The organism is Polaribacter sp. ALD11 (assembly GCF_002831685.1).
In the GTDB taxonomy this organism is placed as follows: Bacteria; Bacteroidota; Bacteroidia; order Flavobacteriales; family Flavobacteriaceae; genus Polaribacter.
The window spans coordinates 217408-238403 of record NZ_CP025119.1 but is presented as its reverse complement, the minus strand read 5'-3'; the positions used below and the strand labels follow the sequence as shown (position 1 = coordinate 238403).

26 protein-coding genes are annotated in these 20996 nt (G+C 29.2%); 14 read left to right on the top strand and 12 right to left on the bottom strand.

Features of this window, described 5'->3' with window-relative positions:
- From CW731_RS00925 to CW731_RS00910, 4 genes are all read right to left on the bottom strand, one after another.
- Nucleotides 1–486, bottom strand: coding sequence for a Rab family GTPase (locus tag CW731_RS00925; protein ID WP_100944946.1), 486 nt, complete (start codon nt 484–486; stop codon nt 1–3).
- Nucleotides 486–1298, bottom strand: coding sequence for a cell envelope biogenesis protein OmpA (locus tag CW731_RS00920; RefSeq protein ID WP_100944945.1), 813 nt, complete (start codon nt 1296–1298; stop codon nt 486–488). The genes CW731_RS00925 and CW731_RS00920 overlap by 1 nt, the downstream gene beginning before the upstream one ends.
- Nucleotides 1299–1652, bottom strand: coding sequence for a hypothetical protein (locus tag CW731_RS00915; RefSeq protein ID WP_100944944.1), 354 nt, complete (start codon nt 1650–1652; stop codon nt 1299–1301).
- 113 nt (nt 1653–1765) lie between these two features.
- A complete protein-coding gene (locus CW731_RS00910; RefSeq protein WP_100944943.1) occupies nt 1766–2548 on the bottom strand; it encodes an MBL fold metallo-hydrolase in 783 nt (260 codons plus the stop codon).
- 77 nt (nt 2549–2625) lie between these two features.
- Between CW731_RS00910 and CW731_RS00905 the strand changes: the two genes are divergently transcribed.
- Genes CW731_RS00905 through CW731_RS00890 form a run of 4 tightly spaced genes read left to right on the top strand, consistent with a single transcriptional unit; the run spans nt 2626 to nt 5711 of the window.
- Complete coding sequence (locus tag CW731_RS00905) at nt 2626–4074, top strand: nicotinate-nucleotide adenylyltransferase (protein ID WP_100944942.1); 1449 nt, start codon at nt 2626–2628, stop codon at nt 4072–4074.
- Between the two features lie 55 nt (nt 4075–4129).
- Nucleotides 4130–4678 (top strand): RNA polymerase sigma factor, encoded by a 549-nt coding sequence (locus CW731_RS00900; protein WP_100944941.1) that lies wholly within the window; start codon nt 4130–4132, stop codon nt 4676–4678.
- A gap of 33 nt (nt 4679–4711) precedes the next feature.
- Nucleotides 4712–5254 (top strand): hypothetical protein, encoded by a 543-nt coding sequence (locus CW731_RS00895; protein ID WP_100944940.1) that lies wholly within the window; start codon nt 4712–4714, stop codon nt 5252–5254.
- Nucleotide 5255: 1 nt separating this feature from the next.
- Complete coding sequence (locus tag CW731_RS00890) at nt 5256–5711, top strand: sensor of ECF-type sigma factor (RefSeq protein ID WP_157812162.1); 456 nt, start codon at nt 5256–5258, stop codon at nt 5709–5711.
- Between the two features lie 52 nt (nt 5712–5763).
- Here the strand turns inward: CW731_RS00890 and CW731_RS15720 are convergent, their stop codons facing one another.
- The 4 genes from CW731_RS15720 to kdsB all read right to left on the bottom strand — a co-directional run bounded on the left by CW731_RS15720 (nt 5764) and on the right by kdsB (nt 7813).
- On the bottom strand, nt 5764–5958 hold the full coding sequence (locus CW731_RS15720) for a hypothetical protein (protein WP_100944938.1): 195 nt from the start codon (nt 5956–5958) through the stop codon (nt 5764–5766).
- Nucleotides 5959–6084: 126 nt separating this feature from the next.
- Nucleotides 6085–6345, bottom strand: coding sequence for a hypothetical protein (locus CW731_RS00880; protein WP_100944937.1), 261 nt, complete (start codon nt 6343–6345; stop codon nt 6085–6087).
- Nucleotides 6346–6386: 41 nt separating this feature from the next.
- On the bottom strand, nt 6387–7079 hold the full coding sequence (locus CW731_RS00875) for an HAD family hydrolase (RefSeq protein ID WP_100944936.1): 693 nt from the start codon (nt 7077–7079) through the stop codon (nt 6387–6389).
- A gap of 2 nt (nt 7080–7081) precedes the next feature.
- Nucleotides 7082–7813 (bottom strand): 3-deoxy-manno-octulosonate cytidylyltransferase, encoded by a 732-nt coding sequence (kdsB, locus tag CW731_RS00870; RefSeq protein ID WP_100944935.1) that lies wholly within the window; start codon nt 7811–7813, stop codon nt 7082–7084.
- Nucleotides 7814–7913: 100 nt separating this feature from the next.
- Here kdsB and CW731_RS15520 point away from each other — a divergent pair, with 100 nt between their 5' ends.
- Both CW731_RS15520 and CW731_RS00865 read left to right on the top strand, forming a co-directional pair.
- Nucleotides 7914–8081 (top strand): lmo0937 family membrane protein, encoded by a 168-nt coding sequence (locus CW731_RS15520; RefSeq protein ID WP_157812161.1) that lies wholly within the window; start codon nt 7914–7916, stop codon nt 8079–8081.
- Nucleotides 8082–8143: 62 nt separating this feature from the next.
- Nucleotides 8144–8584 (top strand): DUF4199 domain-containing protein, encoded by a 441-nt coding sequence (locus tag CW731_RS00865; protein ID WP_100947587.1) that lies wholly within the window; start codon nt 8144–8146, stop codon nt 8582–8584.
- Between the two features lie 83 nt (nt 8585–8667).
- On the opposite strand, the gene CW731_RS00860 is transcribed toward CW731_RS00865, so the two are convergent.
- Both CW731_RS00860 and CW731_RS00855 read right to left on the bottom strand, forming a co-directional pair.
- Nucleotides 8668–9537 carry an OmpA family protein gene (locus tag CW731_RS00860; RefSeq protein WP_100944934.1) on the bottom strand — a complete coding sequence of 290 codons (870 nt, stop codon included), beginning with the start codon at nt 9535–9537 and terminating at the stop codon, nt 8668–8670.
- 192 nt (nt 9538–9729) lie between these two features.
- Nucleotides 9730–12366: a valine--tRNA ligase gene (locus tag CW731_RS00855; RefSeq protein ID WP_100944933.1), complete on the bottom strand. Its 2637-nt coding sequence runs from the start codon at nt 12364–12366 to the stop codon at nt 9730–9732.
- Nucleotides 12367–12489: 123 nt separating this feature from the next.
- Here CW731_RS00855 and CW731_RS00850 point away from each other — a divergent pair, with 123 nt between their 5' ends.
- Nucleotides 12490–12894 carry a DUF1573 domain-containing protein gene (locus tag CW731_RS00850; protein WP_100944932.1) on the top strand — a complete coding sequence of 135 codons (405 nt, stop codon included), beginning with the start codon at nt 12490–12492 and terminating at the stop codon, nt 12892–12894.
- Here the strand turns inward: CW731_RS00850 and CW731_RS00845 are convergent.
- Nucleotides 12891–14231, bottom strand: coding sequence for an aspartyl protease family protein (locus CW731_RS00845; RefSeq protein WP_100944931.1), 1341 nt, complete (start codon nt 14229–14231; stop codon nt 12891–12893). The genes CW731_RS00850 and CW731_RS00845 overlap by 4 nt on opposite strands.
- 154 nt (nt 14232–14385) lie before the next feature.
- On the opposite strand from CW731_RS00845, the gene CW731_RS00840 reads away from it, so the two are divergent.
- Both CW731_RS00840 and murB read left to right on the top strand, forming a co-directional pair.
- Entirely contained in the window at nt 14386–15576 is a 1191-nt protein-coding gene (locus CW731_RS00840; RefSeq protein WP_100944930.1) for a pyridoxal phosphate-dependent aminotransferase, read from the top strand.
- Nucleotides 15577–16587 (top strand): UDP-N-acetylmuramate dehydrogenase, encoded by a 1011-nt coding sequence (gene murB / locus CW731_RS00835; RefSeq protein WP_100944929.1) that lies wholly within the window; start codon nt 15577–15579, stop codon nt 16585–16587.
- 51 nt (nt 16588–16638) lie between these two features.
- Here the strand turns inward: murB and CW731_RS00830 are convergent, their stop codons facing one another.
- Nucleotides 16639–17469, bottom strand: a complete 831-nt coding sequence (locus CW731_RS00830; protein ID WP_100944928.1) for a mechanosensitive ion channel family protein — start codon at nt 17467–17469, stop codon at nt 16639–16641.
- Nucleotides 17470–17595: 126 nt separating this feature from the next.
- Between CW731_RS00830 and CW731_RS00825 the strand changes: the two genes are divergently transcribed.
- Genes CW731_RS00825 through CW731_RS00810 form a run of 5 tightly spaced genes read left to right on the top strand, consistent with a single transcriptional unit; the run spans nt 17596 to nt 20856 of the window.
- Entirely contained in the window at nt 17596–17799 is a 204-nt protein-coding gene (locus tag CW731_RS00825; RefSeq protein ID WP_100944927.1) for a membrane or secreted protein, read from the top strand.
- Nucleotides 17800–17811: 12 nt separating this feature from the next.
- Nucleotides 17812–18915 carry a glycosyltransferase gene (locus CW731_RS00820; RefSeq protein ID WP_198519838.1) on the top strand — a complete coding sequence of 368 codons (1104 nt, stop codon included), beginning with the start codon at nt 17812–17814 and terminating at the stop codon, nt 18913–18915.
- Nucleotides 18906–19472, top strand: a complete 567-nt coding sequence (locus CW731_RS00815; protein ID WP_100944926.1) for an RNA polymerase sigma factor — start codon at nt 18906–18908, stop codon at nt 19470–19472. Before CW731_RS00820 ends, CW731_RS00815 begins: the two co-directional genes overlap by 10 nt.
- The gene (locus CW731_RS15515) at nt 19472–19630 is read left to right on the top strand and encodes a hypothetical protein (RefSeq protein ID WP_157812160.1); all 159 of its coding nucleotides are present in this window, start codon (nt 19472–19474) and stop codon (nt 19628–19630) included. The genes CW731_RS00815 and CW731_RS15515 overlap by 1 nt, the downstream gene beginning before the upstream one ends.
- 5 nt (nt 19631–19635) lie before the next feature.
- Nucleotides 19636–20856 (top strand): Nramp family divalent metal transporter, encoded by a 1221-nt coding sequence (locus CW731_RS00810; protein ID WP_100944925.1) that lies wholly within the window; start codon nt 19636–19638, stop codon nt 20854–20856.
- The last annotated feature ends 140 nt before the right edge of the window (nt 20857–20996 follow it).

Sequence of the window (20996 nt, the reverse complement as noted above, 5' to 3'; positions counted from 1 at the left end):
TTATTTTATTGCTTGAGACGCTAATTGTAAAAATGCACTTTCTACATTATCATCTTCCTTAGCGCTTGTAATTAAGTCAATTTTTACAGAAACTGTTTTTATAACAGCATCTAATTCTTCTTTGGTTAGTAAATCTTTTTTATTACCAACAATGGTAACCTCCTTTAAACTAGAAAGATTTCTAATACTTTCTAAATGATTTTCTATGCTTAGATATGTTTCTTCTCTACTTAAATCGAAGACAAACATGGCTGCACTTGCGCCTAAAAAATAAGCTTTTGGTATTTTTTCATCTCCACTTGTACCCGCAACGTCCCAAATTAGTAATTTAATTTCTTGCTTTTCAAATTGTACTATTTTAGAACTTACCCTAACACCAATGGTACTTATATAATCTTCAGAAAATTGATTGAGCACAAACCTTCTTATTAACGAAGTTTTTCCAACGCCAAAATTACCAACCAATAAAACTTTCTTAGCTATCATTAACTTGATTCTATTAAATGTTTTTCAATTAGAGTATTAAGTTTTACTTCATCAGCTAAATAAGTACGGTCTCTTAAAATAATTTCTGCTAAATTACTTACATTATCAGCAATGGCCTCTTTAAATTCTCCGTTTAAAACCCCTGAAGTAGCAATGGCAATATAAATAGATTTGTAGTTTTTAATAGTCAGTTGAAAGTTATCGAACTTAATATCTTCTAAATTCTGATTCTCTTTAGAAAAAGCCTCTTCAGCAAAAGACTTAATAGCTGTTAACATACCAGAAACCATATCTTTGTCTGCTATACTACCTCTTGTATAACTTCCAGACAGTAAACCAGAATCTTTCTCAATAACAAAAATCTCTTCTATAATTGGTTCAAAAACTTCTTGCAAAACAACATCTGCATCATTCTTTTTACCCTTAAGGAATCGTGTGAATATTTCTTTTAAAGAAAATTTCTCTTTGATTGTTTTATTTACACTGTCAGATAATTTAGTAATTTCACTAAAAATAGCTTTTTTTATCAATTTACCCATAATTGGATACAAAGCTTCCACTACTTCATCCTGAGAATCTCTAATTTGAATTTTTATTGTTTGAGTAATTGTATCTCCAAAATATTCAGGAAAATTCTTGCGAAGGTCTTCAATTTTTTCATCTACAAGAGGCACAACTCTTTTTGATAATTTTTCTTTTAGAATAATTTCTTCACTTAGAGCTGTAAATTTATCTCTATCCTCTTCTAATAAAAGTTCTCTGAGCAACTCAAAACGATTGTCTTTTTTGTTATCTACAGTTTGCTTTCTCATCTATTCTTGCAACATCAATGCAATTTTTTCTAAGGCTTTTCCTAATTTTTTTCTGTCTGCTTTTTCATCATCTAAATCTGCTAACCTCTTGTCTAGATCATCATTTAAATCTTGAAACTTATGATCCATTAAACTTTCTAAATCTGCTAATTTATTTTCTAAATTACTAACAGAATCTCCTAAGTTCTTTTGTGTTTCATCTTCTAAAGCCTTAATTCTATTGAAAACATCTTCGAATTCAGAGTTATATTGCTGAATATTTTCACCAAAGATTAAGTCTCTAACTGCTGCAATTCTACTATCTACTACTTGATTAGTTTCTGCTGCTTGGTTTTTTTCTGACTTTTTTTCCATTTATATTTTTGTTGAGTTGAGTTTTTGGTAATATTCATTAAACTAGACAACCTTAAATCAATAATAAAAAGGCTATTTAAACAAATATACATTAAAATATAATTACTAAAAATCTAAGACTCAATTTTTAAACCATCAAACGCTAAAAACACATTTTTAGGTAATTTTTTAGAGATTTCGTTGTGAAACCCTAACTTGTGACTTATGTGTGTGAAATATGTTTTTTTAGGTTGAATTTCTTCCACAAACTCTAATGCTTCTTGTAAGTTAAAATGTGTAGGATGCTCTTCTATCCTTAATGCATTTACAATTAAAATATCTAAACTTTTAAGTTTATCCTTTTCTTCAGCAGTGATTGTTTTTACGTCTGTTAAATAAGCAATATTTTGAATTCTATATCCTAAAACTGGTAATTTACCATGCATCACATTAATCGGAATTACTTCTAAATCATCAATAAAAAAAGGTGCATTTCCTACAACGTTTGCCTGTACACTTGGTGCTCCAGGATATCTATTTTCTTTGGAAAAAATATACTGAAAACGTTGTTCTAAACTATCTAATGTTTTCTGATCTAAATAGATAGGCATCTCTCCTATTATATAACAAAACGGACGTAAATCATCTAAACCCGCTGTATGATCTGCATGTTCATGTGTAAATAAAACACCGTTAATTAACGGCACCTCTTCTCTTAGCATTTGCTGTCTAAAATCTGGTCCACAATCTATTACATATGCTTTATTATCCCAAGAAATTAAAACAGAAGAACGCAGACGTTTGTCTTTAACTTCTTTAGATAAACAAACAGGATCATTACTCGCAATCATTGGTATGCCTTGTGATGTTCCCGTTCCTAAAAAGGTAATCTTTAAAAGTTTTTTATCTATTTTCATTCAAACAAAAATAAGATAAAAATTGACTGATAGCACACTTATTCATTACATTTGTTATAACGTATAAAAACCGATTTATGGCCATTTCTTTAAAAGGAGATCAAGAAATAAGTAGTGTACCAACTACTAAAAGCAAAGCACTTAGAATTAACTTAAACTCAGATATTTACGGAACTTTTGCCGAAATTGGCGCAGGACAAGAAACTGCTCGTAATTTTTTTAGATCTGGTGCTGCTTCTGGTACAATTGCAAAAGCAATGAGTGCTTATGATAAAGATTTTTCTGATGCTATTTATGGTATTGAACACGATAAACGTTACGTTACACAGCCACGTCTTAAAAAAATGTTGCGTCACGAAATCGATTTAATGGAAGATCGCCTAAGTAGATCTAAACACCCAGATAAATTGTTTTTTAGTTATGCTAACACAGTAACAACTATAGATTTTGCTAAAAAATTTAAAGGACATGGTTGGATTGGTATTCGCTTTCAATTAGATCCTTTAGAAGAATATAATGAAATTATTTTACATCTTCGCTTCAAAGAATCAGATGCTCGTTTACAACAAGAAACTTTAGGTATTTTAGGGGTTAACTTAATTTATGGTGCGTTCTATTTAAATGACAACCCGAAAGAATTGGTAAAATCTTTTTACGATAATTTAAGTAACGACCAGTTAGAAGTTGACATGATTAATTTCTCTGGCCCACGTTTTATGTACGTAGATAACCGTTTAATGAGTTTACAACTGCTTAAAAACGGAATGACTAATGCAGTAATGTTTGGCCCTGATGGAAACAACTTATTACCTGCACAAGTTTTATATAAGAAGAATATTTTAGCGTTACGTGGTAGTTTTAGACCTGTTACAAAAGTTAATATGGATATGTATGAGAAGTCTAAAAGGCTTTTCTTAGAAGAAAACAAGGTAAAGGAAGAAAACACTCAAGTTATTTTCGAAATCACCTTAAGTAACCTTACTTCCGAAGGAAAAATTAACGAAAGAGATTTCTTAGATAGAGCAGAATTACTGTGTTCTTTAGGACAAAATGTAATGATTACCAGCTTTCAACAATACTTTAAATTAGTAGAGTATTTTAGCGAATTCACAAAAGAAAGAATGGGACTTGCAATGGGGGTTTACAACCTTATTCAAATTTTTGATGAAAAATACTATCGTAATTTAAGTGGTGGAATTCTAGAAGCATTTGGTAAACTTTTCTATAGAGATTTAAAAGTCTACATGTATCCTTACCACGATCAAGCTTCGGGAGATTATATAAATAGTGAAAACTTAAAAGTGCACCCAAGAATGAAAGAATTGTACAAATTCTTTAAAAACAATGGGAGACTTATAAATATTGATGATTTTGATCCTGAAATTCTTGATATTTTCTCTAGAACAGTCTTAAAAATGATTAGAGATGGAGAAGAAGGTTGGGAAGTAATGTTACCAGAAGGTATACCTGAAATTATTAAACAAAAACGTTTATTTGGCTACTCTAGATCTAGAATAAGTAAATAATTTGATTTCATTTTAAACCTTTTGGAAAACATTTTGTCTAAATAAAAAAACATACTTGACAGACGAAATTGTTTTAATAGAACAACTAAAAAATGTTCATACTAGAGAAAAGGCGTTCAGAGAATTAATTTCTCTATACAAAGAACGCTTGTATTGGCATATACGTAAGATTGTAATTTCCCATGATGATGCTGATGATGTTTTACAAAATACATTCATAAAAATTTACAGAAATGTAGGCAAGTTTAACCAAGAAAGTAAACTGTTTTCGTGGATGTATAGAATTGCTACCAATGAATCTATCACCTTCATAAACAAACGTGCAAAAGAAAAAAATGTAGCTATTTCTGAAATACATGAACAACTGGCCTCTAGTTTAGAAAGTGATGTTTATTTTTCTGGTGATGAAATTCAGGAAATTTTACAAAAAGCAATTGCTACTTTACCACAAAAACAACAATTGGTTTTTAATATGAAATATTTTAATGAAATGAAATATAACGAAATGTCGGAGATCTTAGAAACCTCTGTTGGCGCCTTGAAAGCCTCTTATTTTCATGCTGTTAAGAAAATAGAAAGTTATATAAAAAACAAAACAGATTAAACCTTTTATAAAAATAAAGGTCTAAATAGTTGTATGGAAAACAATATAAACAATAGCGAAGATTTTTTAAAACAAGTACTAAATAAAAGTACTGGATTTTCTGTACCTAAAAATTATTTTAGTGATGCTGAAGATCGTTTTTCTTCCTTTCTTATAGAGGATGAACTTCCAAAAGAAAATGGGTTTATAATTCCTGAAAACTATTTTGAAGGTTTAGAAAATTCCATAATTAAGAAAATAGCAACTAAAAAAGAAGTGAAAGTTATTTCCTTAAAGAATAAGTTGTTAAAATACATACCTATTGCAACAGCTGCTTCTGTAGCTTTATTTTTAAGTATTAATTATTTTAATACTTATAGTAACGAAGAAGTTAGCTTCGAAAATTTAGCACAATCAGACATAGAAAATTGGATTATAGAAAACTCAAATGAATTATCCGACCAAGATTTTGCAACTCTTTTACATAGTGAGATTACAAATGAAAATGATTTTGCCTTAACAGATCTTAATAATAATGATATTGAAGAATACATTATTGACTCAGGAAGTACTTCTTTATTAAATGAAAACTATTAATATGAAAAAACACATCATAATCTTAACGCTATTTCTTACAGCTCTCCATGCTTTCGGACAACACAGCAAAGAAAGTAGAGCTAAAATAAAAGCATTAAAAGTAGCTTTTCTTACCCAAGAGTTGCAATTTTCTTCTGTTGAAGCAGAAAAATTTTGGCCTATTTACAACAAACACGAAGAAGAAATTGATTTTCTAAGAAACAAAGGCCGTCTAGAATATAAAAAGAAAATTAAAGAAGTTGGTGACCTAAATAACTTAGAAGAAGCTGAAGCAAAGAAATTTGTACTATTAAGATTAGACTTAGAAAAAAAGATGGTTGCTGCTAAAGAAGATTTTCTTTCTAAAGTTTCTGTGTTTTTACCTTATAAGAAAATAATAAAACTTCATATTTCAGAAAGAGAGTTTACCAGACAGCTAATGCGAAAATATGGCAAAGGAAGAAAGAGTAAAGAATAATATATTTTAGTTGCTAAAATAAAAAGAGGCTAAAAGCCTCTTTTTATTTTTATTATTTTATCAAAGTCATGCAAATTAATAACTCTGGTTTATTTGCTGTAAAACTTTTTAACCAAATTGTTAACTCATCTCTTTCGTAAGGTAACAAACTTTCTAAACCCTTTTTTAATTCTTTACAAAATAACTCTGAATTAAAACTAACTTTCTTTAATACAGTTTTAGTGTATTCAAACATTGCTCTCGCCATATTTCTTAGTATTTAAATTATAACGCACATAATAGTATGTTTAGTATAACGTACTCAAATTTACTAAAAAAAACCATCAACTGATCGTTGATGGTAGTTAAAAAAATGTTTAAAAAATGTTAAGATTTAAAGCTTGTTAATTTTAGCAACTAACTCATTCGCTTTAACTTCTAAATCTGCACTGACTGCTCTGTAATGCGCTTTCTTGTTCTCAACACCTTTTTTGTTAATTTTTGCAATTAAAGCGTCAAAAGTATTTATAGTTTCATCTATAATTGCTTCAACTTCTTTATTATCTCCTTTAACATCTACTTTTTCTGAAACATATCCAATAATATCTCCTAAAGTGTAATTAATATCTTTTTTTAAGTTTTTTATGCTAGCCATAATTTGTTTTAATTTTAAAGGTGCAAAGTTAGTTTATTTATTTAAAAGAGCGTTATAAGTTCTTTGATATTTCTAAACGTTCTATAATCTATTTTTTGCTGGGCTTCTAAAGACACTTCTTCATGAAGCCAAGTTGTATGAAATGGTACGTGAACTGCAGCTGCTCCAATTCTTAACAACGGTAATACATCCGATTTTAAAGAATTACCAATCATTAATAATTGCGATGGTTCGATATCTAAATGTTTTACTAATTTTAAATAGTCCTTATCTTTCTTATCACTCATTACTTCTACGTGATGAAAATAATGCAATAAATTAGATTTTTCGAGTTTTCTTTCTTGATCTAATAAATCTCCTTTCGTAGCAACAATTAGCTTAAACTTGCCTTGTAAACTTTGTAACACCTCTTCTACCCCACTTAATAACTCTATTGGTTGCTCTAGCATTTCTTTACCAATATTTAGTATTTTCTCTATGGTTTCTTGCGGTAATTTATAATTAGAAAGTTCTAAAGCACTCTCTATCATAGAGAGTACAAAGCCTTTAACTCCATAACCGTAAATAGCTAAATTTTTGATTTCAGTTTTAAATAATTCTTGATCTATCTTATTTTTAGTTTCATATTTAGAAAGTAATTCTGCAAAAACTTCTTCAGCTTCCCTAAAATAAGTCTCATTTACCCACAAAGTATCATCTGCATCAAAAGCGATTACTTTTATATCTTTAAGCATTATTAAAGGTTTAAATATTTTTTTGCTTTTTCTAAATCTTCTGGCGTATCTATACCAACAGCTTCTACTGTAGTTTCTACCATTTTAATTTTTTTACCTATTTCTTGGTATCTAATTGCTTCAATTTTTTCTGAAGCTTCTAAAGGCGTCATTGGTGTATTGTAAAAGTCTAACAATGCTTGCTTTCTAAACGCATATACACCTTTGTGCTTGTAATACTTTACATCGATGTCTTTGTCTCTATGAAACGGAATTACACTTCGAGAAAAGTAAATAGCTAAATTATTTACATCTGTAATAACTTTTACATTATTCGGATTTTCTATATCTTCTTTATTTGTTATTTGAACTTTTAAAGAAGCTAAATCAATTTCTTTCTTTGTGTCTTCTTTAAAAACGGCAACTAATTTAGACAAAGACACTTCGTCTATAAAAGGCTCATCTCCTTGTACATTAATAACAATATCTGCATCTATAAACGCTACTGCTTCTGCAATTCTATCAGAACCACATTCATGCTCCTTTATACTCATTATTACGTTTCCGCCAACATTCGAAATATTTTCTCTAATAATTTCTGAATCTGTAACTACATATACCTCTGCAAACAGATTAGTATTTAAGGCAGCTTCGTAAGTTCTTTGTATAACCGTTTTACCTCCTAAGTCTTTCATTAATTTACCAGGAAAACGAGATGCACTGTAGCGTGCAGGAATCATTGCAATAATTTTCATAAACACGATGTATAAGCATCAAAGATAATATTTAAATGGATAGCGTTAAACTTCACTGTATAAATTTTCTAAATTTGAATGAACAAAAAAATTAAATATTATGAGAAGTATTTTGTGGCTTGTAGCCGTAGTTTGTATTATTATTTGGGCTTTAGGAATGTTAGGAGTTGTACCCGGAATGGCAACTAACAACCTAGTTCACACCTTATTAGTTATTGCAATAATTGTAATTCTTTACAATATTATTTCTGGTAGAAAACCTTTGTAATCTACACTTAGTATATTTCTTATTCAGAATAATTATTTATGAACTTAAAAACACCAAGCAAAATGTCAACAAATAAAATTATTATTAAAAACGCCTTGTTAACTACCATTTTGATTGGTGTTTTTTTCCTCTTATGTAAATTATTCGGGTTAGAAGAAAATCCATATTTGAGATTCTTAAATTTAGCATTTGTACTCTTCGGAATTTATTTAGCAATTAAAGAAAGTGTTTTTAGAAATAAAGAAACAAAATACACCACAAATTTAGGAATAGGAATTATAACCTCTGTTTTGGCAGTTTTTTTATCTATAATTGGCGTTGTAGTTTACATTAAATTTATTAACCCAAATTTTATGTCTGTAATGAATAATTCTTTTTTAATTGGAGGGAATTTATCATTGCCTGAAATTATAATTACTTTGGTAATCGAAGGTATGGCATCTTCATTTATTGGTTCTTTTATAATAATGCAGTTTTACAAAAACCATGATAAGAAAAATTAAAGATCAAACATAGATTCGAAATATTATAGAACAAAAAAAACGCCCAAATTTGGGCGCTTTTTAGTTTTTAATAATTAAACCAATTATTGGTCTAAAGGTTTATCGTTAGCTAATAATGCAAAAAACTTATCTAAATTAGGTAGAATAACAATTCTTGTTCTTCTATTCTTTGCTCTATTTGCATTGGTTGTGTTTTCAACTAAAGGCATTGTAGAACCTCTACCAGAAGCAATTAACCTACTTCCGTCTACCTTATATTTACTTTCTAAAAGTCTTACAATAGAAGTGGCTCTTTTTACACTCAAATCCCAATTATCTTGTACATTAGCATTATTTATAGTTCTAGAGTCTGTATGACCTTCAATCATAACATCCATACTTGGTTCAGACTTAATTATATTTGCTAACTTCTTAATTAACTTAAATGCGCCCTTCTTAACTCTATAACTTGCTGTATTAAATAATAATTTATCAGAGACAGAAATCATTACTACAGTTTGATCAATATCGATATTAATATCATCAGAATTGTTTAAATCTTCTGTATTCATCTTGCTTTTTAAGTTATAAGATATTGCAAGGTTTAAAGAATCTTTTAAAGTTTTTGCTTTTGCTAAAAGTGTAGGATCTACTTTAGACAATGTTGCTCTCATGGTTTCTCTTGTCTTATTAGAAATAACAGCCGTATTGCCAACCATATCTAATTTAACATCATTTTCATTTTGTAACGTAACGTTGTCACTTTTTAAAGAATTAATTTTCTCATTATAACTTGCAACTCTGTTTTCAATTTTCGCAAATTTTCCTTCTAAAGCTTCTTTTTCTAAAGTTGTTTTTTGAAGGTTTCCTTTAGTATCCTTATACTGGCTTTCTAAAGCAGCATATTTTTTCTTAGATACACATGATGTTGCCAATAGGGAAAATGCTACAACTGGAATAATTAGTTTGTTCATAATAAATTAGTTTAAATTACATAACCATTTACCGGTTATTTTGTTATTAAATTATACTATATAATTAGAACAACTATGTTTAAAAAAACCCTACCAAAAAATACGCTTTTTTCTAAAAAAAAATAAAACACAATAAAAAGCCCATAAAAAACTAGTTTTTATGGACTTATATTATGAAAAAAAAATCAACTTTTACTTAAGTGAATTCAAACTACTTTTAATGGTTTCAATTTTAGCAAGGGTATCTGCTTCTTTCTTGCGCTCTAAAGCTAATACTTGTTCTGGTGCATTATTTACAAAACGCTCATTAGATAACTTTTTTGTAATTCCGAATAAGAAACCTTCTGCTCTTTTTAATTCGCCTTCTAGTTTTATAATTTCAGCTTCAACATCTATATTTTCAATAGAAATAGGTACAAAGTATTCATTAGATTTCACTCTAAATGATGCTCCTTCTATTTTTTCTGAAACATAATTTATAACGGAAGTATTTGTTAATTTCTGAATAACAGCATCAAATTCGCTTGAATTCTTATCATTATTAATCACAAATAATTCTACAGCGTCTTTAAAAGAAATATTTTTATCTTTTCTAATTGTTCTAATTCCTGAAACAACTCCTGTTGCAAATTCGAAATCTTCAATAATTTTTGAATCAAAATCTTTAATTACTGGATATTTCGCAATTATCAAGGCTTCTTCTGGTGTTCTATCTGCAATATATTGCCAAATATCTTCCGTTAAAAATGGCATAAAAGGATGCAATACCTTTAAGTTATTTTCTAAAACTTCAATAATCGCATCAAAAGTCTTTTTATCTATTGGTTGTTGGTATGCAGGTTTTACTATTTCTAGTAACCATGAAGAAAAATCATCGTTAATTAATTTATAAATTGCCATTAAAGCATCAGACAAACGGTATTTAGAGAAATGATCTTCTATTTCTGCTAGTGTTTTTTGAAACTTTGCTTCATACCATTCTAAACCAATTTTAGACGTTTCTGGTTGTGGCAAATTGGCGTCTACTTCCCAACCTTTTATCAAACGGAAAGCATTCCAAATTTTATTTGCAAATCCTTTTCCTTGCTGACATAAATCTTCTTCGAACATTAAATCGTTTCCGGCAGCGGAACTTAATAAAAGTCCAACTCTTACTCCATCTGCTCCATAATCTTCAATTAACTTTAAAGCATCTGGTGAATTCCCTAAAGATTTAGACATTTTACGTCTTTGTTTATCTCTAACTAAACCAGTTAAATAAACATTGTTAAACGGTTTTTCGTCTTTATATTCATATCCTGCAACAATCATTCTTGCAACCCAGAAAAACAAAATATCTGGCCCTGTTACTAAATCGTTTGTTGGGTAATAATATTTAATTTCTTCGTTTTCTGGATTTCTAATTCCGTCGAAAACAGACATTGGCCATAACCAAGAAGAGAACCAAGTATCTAAAGCATCTTCATCTTGTTTAAGGTCTGTAGTTTTTAAATCTTCTTTTCCTGTTCTTTCTTTTGCTAAAACTAAAGCATCATCAATATTTTCTGCAACTACAAAATCTTCTTTTCCGTCTCCGTAGAAATAAGCAGGAATTTGTTGTCCCCACCAAAGTTGACGAGAAATATTCCAATCACGTACATTTTCCATCCAATGACGGTACGTATTTTCAAATTTCTTTGGATATAGATTGATTTCTGCATCTTCACCTAAAACTGCATCAATTGCAGGTTGTGCAAGATCTTTCATCTTTAAAAACCATTGATCTGACAATCTTGGTTCTATAACAGCTTTTGTTCTTTCTGATGTACCTACTTTATTTGTATGTACTTCCGTTTTTACTAAAATTCCTTTTTCTTCTAATTCTTTAGCAATTTCTTTTCTTACAACAAATCTGTCTTTCCCTTGATAATGTAATCCGAAGGAATTTAAAGAAGCATCATCATTAAAAATATCAATTACTTCTAATTTGTGTTTGTCTCCTAAATTCTTATCATTTTCATCGTGTGCAGGTGTTACTTTTAAACAACCTGTACCAAATTCTAAATCTACATACTCATCTTCTATAATTGGAATTACTCTATTAGATAAAGGTACTATTGCTTTCTTCCCTTTTAAATGTGTAAAACGCTCATCATTTGGGTTGATACAAATTGCAGTATCTCCAAAAATAGTTTCTGGTCTTGTAGTAGCAATTGTTAAGGTATCGTCAGATCCTTCAATTTTATATTGTAAGTAGTACAAGTTCCCTTGTCTTTCTTCGTGAATTACTTCTTCATCAGAAAGTGTTGTTTTTGCTTCAGGATCCCAGTTTACCATTCTGTAACCTCTATAAATTAAACCTTTGTTATATAAATCAACAAAAACTTTAATTACAGATTCAGACATTTCTGGATCCATTGTAAACGCAGTTCTTTCCCAATCGCAAGAAGCACCAAGCTTCTTTAATTGTTCCAAAATTTTACCTCCATATTCATCTTTCCAATCAAAAGCATGTTGCAAGAACTCTTCACGCGTTAAATCGTTTTTAGTAATTCCTTGCTCTTTTAACTTTGCAACAACTTTAGCTTCTGTTGCAATAGATGCATGATCTGTACCTGGAACCCAACATGCATTTTTACCTAACAAACGTGCACGTCTTATTAATACATCTTGTATGGTATTGTTTAACATGTGTCCCATATGTAAAACTCCCGTTACGTTTGGTGGCGGAATTACAATGGTGTAAGGCTCTCTTTCATCTGGCGTTGAATGAAAATAGTTATTTTTCATCCAGTAGTCGTACCATTTATCTTCTACTTGGCTTGCATCATATTTAGATGGAATTGTCATACTTTGGTATTGTTTTTGTAATATAGTCTACAAAAGTACAAAACTCTATTTTGTAGAAAAAATTAGTAGTTGATTTTTTAAAACAAATTATAAACCTTAATTTTACACCGTAAAATATTAGTTATGAAAGCATTCGGAACATTATTAGCAGTATTCTTTATTTCTTTTTCAATGAATTCTCAAGAATTTAAATTCGAAAAGGAGTCAATTAATTACGGTAAAATTAATAAAGGTTCTAACGGAGAGCGAGTTTTTGTTTTTACAAATATTGGAGACGCTCCTTTAATTATAAAAAACATACAATCTTCTTGTGGCTGTACAGTTCCGGAAAAGCCAGAAAAACCTATTATGCCTGGTGAAAAAGGAGAAATAAAAGTTTCTTACAACACAAGTATTATTGGTGGTTTTTCTAAACAAATCACCATTCTTTCAAATGCAAAAATGTCTAGAAAACTTTTAAAAATTAGAGGCTATGTAGAAAAAAAAGCTCTTTTAGAGAAAGAAAAAAGTATGCTGTTAAATAATTAGATTCTTTTCTCTAAACGAAACTGAAAAGCCATATCGATTCCTTCCCTCTCAATTCTAAAGCGTATTTTTTTGTTGTCTTTTTCGTGTAATTTCAGAATAATATCATTTAATGTATAACCGTAAGCTGGTTTACTGTTAATACTTAAAATAACATCACCCGCTTTTAAACCGGCTCTATCTCCTACAGAGTTTTTAACAACCCCTTTTATCACATAAGTATGGGTAAACTTATAGGTATAATTAGTAACAAAAGAAACGGTATTTTTAGTGTCTAAAGAATTACGATAAGTATCTGATGCTAATTTTTTAGTTGCTACTTTTAGCAATTGTTTTCCATTATATATAATATCTAGACCACTCATATTATAATTAAGACCGCTTTTAAAAGATCCATTTTTCTTTAACATTATTTGTCTATTAGGGTAATCTAACCAAACAATAAATCTTTTTAAAACATTGCCACCAATACTACCATTTCTATTTCTTAGCTTCCTTGCGTTTAACGTAGAAAGTGTGTCTAAAAAAGAGACTGTTGGTTTTTCAATTTCAAAATCCCCTATTTTTAGTTTCGGAATTCTACTTCGATTTCCAAAAATAGAACCACTTAAACCCTCTCCTAAAATATCATTAAAATGTTTTTTAGGTGTTTTAATTTCTGATTTAGAATTTTCAAAAAGCCAAATAGCATCACTTCCACCAGAATCTATTAACATTTTTACATTAGTTAATTTAGCACCAATAGTATCTAATTGCACTTTAACATCTACAAAGGGTTTATTTCTATAAAACTGAATAGGTAAAATTTCACATTTCCTACATTTTTTGTAAGGATGCGCATCAGGATTGTAAAAAATCAATTTTTTACTCTTATAATTCACCTTAACAATAAAATTTCTTAATAAATCGTAACCAATAATTCCATGAATCGTTGTTCCCATTCTACTCGATAAATCAAAAAAATCTTTAAGTATTACATAAATAGATTCATTGTAGCCAATTAAACTTTTTATGTTCATCTTGTTGTTTTTAGATATTATAGCCTCCACTGCCTCACCTCCTCCAAGACCTCTTAAAGTTATTTTCTCTGGGTTTAAAAGGCCAATACTATCATTCTTAAAAAGATTAAAAATGATTGTTTTGTTAACGCCCGTGTCTAAAATAAAAGAAAGTTCTTTTCCATTAATCTCTACAGGAATAACAATTAAGTTATTTATCAATTTAAAAGACACTTTTTGTTTTGTTCTTGTCTTTTCTTGAAAACGAAAACCATTTTGAGAATTACTGTTAAATATTACAGTAAATAATAGTGTTAATAAGGTAAAATATTTTTTTGTCAAATTGTTTTTTTTCTGTTATTTATAAAACTACAACAAAAAAATTAGCATAAATTCTTTTTTAGTAAAAAATTAACGTGTAAAGTTTCAGTAATATATCGCATGATATAAAATATATTTTGCAAATTTGCGGAGACAAATTTTAAAAAAAAATAATATGCCTTCAATATCTAGAAAAGGAATACAAATGCCAGAATCTCCAATTAGAAAATTGGTACCTTTTGCAGAAGATGCAAAAAAAAGAGGAGTTAAAGTTTTTCACTTAAATATTGGGCAACCAGATATTAAAACACCACAAGTTGCGCTAGATGCCGTTAAAAACAATACTATAGAAACACTTTCTTACGCACGCTCTGAAGGCTCTGAAGAATACAGAACTAAATTAGCAAAGTACTATGTAAAGAACAACATTCCTGTTAACGCAAACAATATTATTGCAACAACTGGTGGTTCTGAAGCTTTATTATTTACTATTGGTAGTATTACAGATCCAGGTGATGAAATTATAATTCCAGAACCATTTTATGCAAATTACAATGGTTTCTCTACTGCTTCTGGTGTAACTGTTGTTCCAGTAATTTCTAAAATTGAAGATAATTTTGCGTTACCAAAAATAGAGGAGTTTGAAAAATTAATTACACCTAAAACAAAAGCAATTTTAATTTGTAACCCTGGTAACCCTACAGGTTATTTATATTCTGAAGAAGAGATTGAAAAATTGAAAAAAATTGTTTTAAAATACGACTTATTTTTAATTGCTGACGAAGTATACAGAGAGTTCACATACGATGGCTTAAAGCACACCTCTGTTTTATCTTTAGAAGGCTTAGATAATAATGCAATTGTTATCGATTCTGTTTCTAAACGTTACAGTATGTGTGGTGCAAGAATTGGTTGTATTGTTTCTAAAAACCAAGAGTTTATTAAGACTGCCATTAAATTTGCACAAGCAAGATTAAGCCCGCCAACGTATGCTTTAATTGCAAGTGAAGCCGCTTTAGATACACCACAATCTTATTTTGATGATGTAAAAGAAGAATATGTTGCAAGAAGAAATACACTAATTTCTGAATTAGAAAAAATTAACGGCGTAAAAGTAGCCAAACCAAAAGGTGCTTTTTACTGCGTTGCAGAATTACCTGTAAAAGATTCAGATCATTTTGCACAATGGCTCTTAGAAGATTTCAACTTGAATAATGAAACAGTAATGGTTGCTCCTGCAAGCGGATTTTACTCAACACCAGGAGAAGGAAAAAACCAAATTAGAATGGCCTATGTTTTAAACAAAGCTGATTTAATTAGATCTGTAGAAATTTTAGGAGAGGCTTTAAAGCAATACCCTAACTAATTGAGTATTCAAAAAAACATATCATTAAAAAATTATAACACGTTTGGCATTTCTGTAAATGCCAAACGTTTTATATCTGTTACTTCTGTTTATGAACTACAACAGCTTTTAAAAACAGAAAAAGACTTATTTTTAATATCTGGCGGAAGTAATATGTTACTTACAAAAGATCTAGAAAAACTTGTTGTTCACATAGATATTAAAGGAATCTCTATAGACAGAGAAAATAATGAAGGTGTATATTTAACTGTAAATGCAGGGGAAAATTGGCACGAATTTGTTTTGTGGTGTATTTCTAATGATTATGGTGGAATTGAGAATTTATCTTTAATCCCGGGTAATGTTGGTACGTGTCCTATTCAAAATATTGGTGCTTATGGCGTAGAAGTTAAAGATACTATTACCAAAGTTGAAGCTTTAAAGATTGAAACAGGTAAGTTAGTTGTATTTCCGAATGAAGTTTGTGAGTTTGGTTATAGAAATTCAATTTTTAAGAATGATGAAAAAGGTAAATATATTATTACTTCAGTAAGTTTTCATCTCACAAAAAAAAACCACCAACTAAATACTTCTTACGGGGTAATTGAAACAGAATTAGCTTCAAAAAACATTACGAAACCAACTTTAAAAAATATTTCTGATGCCGTAGTTTCCATTAGAAAATCTAAATTACCAGATCCTAAAAAAATTGGTAATAGTGGTAGTTTTTTTAAAAATCCTGTTATTTCTAAAAATCAGTTTTTAAAACTTCAGAAAGAAAATCCAAACATGCCTAATTATCCAGTTTCTAACACAGAGGTTAAAGTTCCTGCAGGTTGGTTGGTAGAACAAAGTGGTTTTAAAGGTAAACGTTTTGGTGATGCTGGTATTCATGAAAAACAAGCCCTAGTTTTAGTAAATTATGGCAATGCTTCCGGTTTAGAAATTCATCAATTAGCAAAAAAAATACAAGAGACTGTTTTTAATAACTTCGAAGTTTCTTTGGAAATTGAAGTGAATGTCATTTTATAAAAAAAGACTGCCTTATTAGAACAGTCTTTTTTTTATGAATCTTTGTATAAACTATTTAGTCATTGTTACAATACGCTGTGGTAATGGTGCTTCATAACCTGCATTTCCAAGAGCTTCGACTACTTGCTGTCTAGTATCCCAATAAACATCCCAGTAGTTTTCACATCTTGTGTATGGTAAAGCTAATAATTCAACACTATTTTGCCCCAAATTATTTACTGCAACCCTTGGTGTATTTGCGCCTTCTTGTAAAACATTTTTATCCTTTTTAAGAACATCTAATACAATTTGTTTTGCTTTCGAAATATCTGAACCATATCTAATTGCAAATGGCATATCGATACGTAAATTTCCTATTTTGGTTAAATTTGTAATTTTATTAGAAGTAATTGCAGAGTTTGGTATAATTTCTGTTTCATTTTGAAACGTTTCTATAACCGTTACAAAAACAGATATCTCTTTTACAAAACCAAAAGCTCCGTTTGTTTTTATTAAATCGCCAACTTTAAATGGCTTAAAAATAAGCAGCATTATTCCAGATGCAATATGCCCTAAAGAACCATTAAAAGCAGCGCCAATTGCTAAACCAACACCTGCTAATAAGGCTGCAAAAGAAGCCATAGGTAAACCAACAATTCCTGCAATAGAAATTACTAACAATAGCTTTAAAATAAAGCCAATTGTAGTTAAAAGAAAAGGTTGTAAAGTTTCATCTAAATTTGTTTTCTCAAACGCTTTAGACACTGCCTTCATTATCATTCTAATTACCCAAAGACCAATAACTAAAGCAGCAATTGCCCCTATTAATTGAAGTCCCCAATTTCCTAAGCCAGAAGAAATAGATTTATAAAAATTTTGTAAAGATTCTGTAATTGTGTTCATAGATAAATTTTAATTAGTTCTAACTTTTGACACAGTTAAAATTAAAAAGTCACGAAGCAAAATAAAGTTTAGTTGATTTTTTGGGTAACAATTAGAATTTGTATCTTTGCAATTCAAATATTACTTATGAAACTATTACTGATTACTTTAGTATTATTAGGACTTGGTGTTGCAGGAATTGCAATTAAAATTTGGGCAAAAAAAGATGGTAAATTCGCAGGAACTTGTGCTAGCCAAAACCCTATGTTAAATAAAAGTGGTGAATCTTGTGGTTTTTGTGGAAAAACTCCTGAACAATATGAAGATTGTTCGGAACCGCAACATAATTAATTTTATTTTTTTATGATAATATCTGTACTTTTCTACAGCTTTGTAGTTTTTGCAGCAATTCAAATTATGTATTATCTTTCTTTCTCTTCTTTTTTATTTACGGATAAAAAACAAGTGAAAAATTTTAAAGAAATTCCTATTTCTGTTATAATTTGTGCTAAAAATGAAGCTAAAAATCTTCAAAAATTTTTACCTAGTATTTTAGAACAAAATTATTCTGACTATGAAGTGGTTTTAATTAATGATGCTTCTTCTGATGACACTGCTGATGTAATGGAAGCTTTCAAAGAAAAACATGCGAACATTAGAATTATTAGTGTTCAAAATACGGAAGCCTTTTGGGGAAATAAAAAATACGCACTTACTTTAGGTATCAAAGCAGCAAAAAACGAACATTTATTATTTACAGATGCAGATTGTAACCCTGTTTCTAAAGAGTGGATTTCTGAAATGGCTCAAAATTTTAATACAGAAAAAACAATTGTTTTAGGTTATGGAAAATATAGACAAGCAAAAGGTTTTGTAAATTTACTCGTCCGTTTTGAGACTTTGCTAACTGCAATTCAATATTTTAATTACACAAAATTAGGATCGCCTTATATGGGCGTTGGTAGAAATTTAGCATATACAAAAACCACTTTTTTTAGTGTAAATGGTTTTATAAAACATATAAGAATAAAATCTGGCGATGATGATTTATTCATACAAGATGCTGCAAGTAAAACAAACACACAAATTTGTATTTCTGAAAATAGTTTTACAGAATCTGAAGCACCAATCTCTTTAAATGATTGGTTTCAACAAAAAAGAAGACACATTTCTACTGCTAACTACTATAAAGTGCAACACAAATTTTTCTTAGGATTATTTTTTGTTTCTAAAATTCTCTTATTGATTTCTACAATTGTTCTTTTTTTCGTTTATCCTTGGGAATTTATTTTACCAATTATTTTAAGTTATTATGTTGTTAAATATTTAGTAGTTGGTTTTTCTGCAAAAAAATTAAAAGAACCACAAATTACTTATTTTTTACCTTTTTTAGAAATTGGATTATTAATATTTCAATTTAGTATATTTATCACTAATTTGATTTCAAAACCCAATCATTGGAAATAAACAACGAAAACCTAGAAACGTATATTATAAAAGCTAAAAGTGGAGATCAAGCTGCTTTTCGTTTCTTATTGGATTTCTTTTGGCCAAGTGTTTATAATTATCAATTAAAACGTACAAAAAGCGAAAATGATGCTGAAGATATTACCATTCAAACATTTTCTAAAGCATTTGATAAAATAAATACTTTCGATGAAAAATATGTTTTTAAAACATGGTTAATTACTATTTCTAAAAATATTCACATCGATTTACTTCGAAAAAAAAATACTTCAATCTTCACAGAAACATCCAAAGAACAAGAAGAAAAAGTGTATTTGGTTGTTGATGAAAATCCTACTCCCGAAGATAAAATTATTAGAGAGCAAAATTTAGCAAAATTGTTAAGAGACATCAAGCAATTAAAACCTAAATACCAAGAAGTTATTCATTTAAGGTACTTTCAAGAATTGAGCTATAAAGAGATTTCTACTCAAATTAACGAACCGATGAACAATGTAAAAGTGAAACTTTTACGTGCTAAAAAGCTATTGGCAGAGATAATTAAGAGTCATAAATAATGAAAAAATTAGAAACTTTATCTCTTCATGCAAATGGGAAGCAATCTTATCTGGTGGAATTAAGAAAAGAAGTTTGCAGAATAAAGTCTTCTTCAAATATTTTAGAAAAGAAAAACTTTTTAAAAAAATTAAAAGACGCTGAATTTTGTAACTTCTAAATTCAATGAAAAAATTATTCTTACAATCTTTAGGTCCGGGTTTATTATTTGCAGGAGCAGCAATTGGCGTTTCACATTTAGTGCAATCTACTAGAGCTGGTGCAGAGTTTGGTTTTGGTTTAATATGGGCATTAATATTAGTCCACTTGTTTAAATATCCCTTTTTTCAATTTGGCCCACGATATGCAGCAGCAACAGGTGAAACATTATTAGACGGTTACAAAAAGTTAGGTAAAGGAGTTTTAATTGCCTATTACATTATAAACTTTGCGACCATGTTTACCATACAAGCTGCGGTTACTATTGTTACAGCTGGTTTGGCATCGCAACTTTTTGGTTTTACCAATGATTTGGTTTTATGGGCGACTATTTTAATGGTAATTAGTCTGATTTTCTTAGTAATTGGTAAATATAAATTGTTAGATAATTTAATGAAATACATTATTGTAATTCTAACAATTAGTACTATTGTAGCCGTAATTATGGCTCTATTTAGCACAAAAGATGCTTTCGATGTAACTCAAATTATTCCTTCAGGCACGGTAGAATTAACATTCTTAATTGCATTTTTAGGTTGGATGCCAGCGCCTTTAGATATTTCTATTTGGCATTCTATTTGGTCTGTAGAAAAAGATAAAACTACCGTTCTAAAAACAAAAAGAAAAGCTGCTGTTTTCGATTTTAATGTAGGATATATTAGTGCACTTTTTTTAGGGATATGCTTTTTATTACTAGGTGCCTTAGTAATGTATAAATCTGGTGAGAATTTCTCTAATATAGCAGGTGTTTTCGCAACCCAATTAATTGATTTATACACAAAAAATCTAGGCGAATTTTCTTATATATTTATTGCTATTGCTGCCTTTACAACAATGTTTAGCACAACAATAACTGCACTAGACGCATCTCCAAGAGCAATGAACAGAACTACAAAATTATTATTCAATAGAGCGTTTAAATATGGGTATTGGTTTTGGATTCTCTTCTTATTTACAGGTACTTTTTTAATCTTAAAGTACTTTATGGATAATATGGGGATATTGGTTAAAACTGCAACTATTTTATCTTTCTTAACAGCACCTTTTTACGCAATTTTAAACTACAAATTAATTACAGGAAAACATACGCCAAAACAACACAGACCAGGAATTTATTTAAGAATTTTAAGTATTGTTGGTATTGTTTTTTTAATTGGTTTTAGCATTTGGTTTTTAATGAGTTTATAAATAATTCTTTATCTTCACAATAAAATTATTGTTATGACTTTAAAACTAAAAAACAAAACACTTTCAAAAAAAGAGAAAAATAAATTGAGATTTAGAATATTTATTATGGGAGTTTCATTCTATATCACTAAAATTATTAT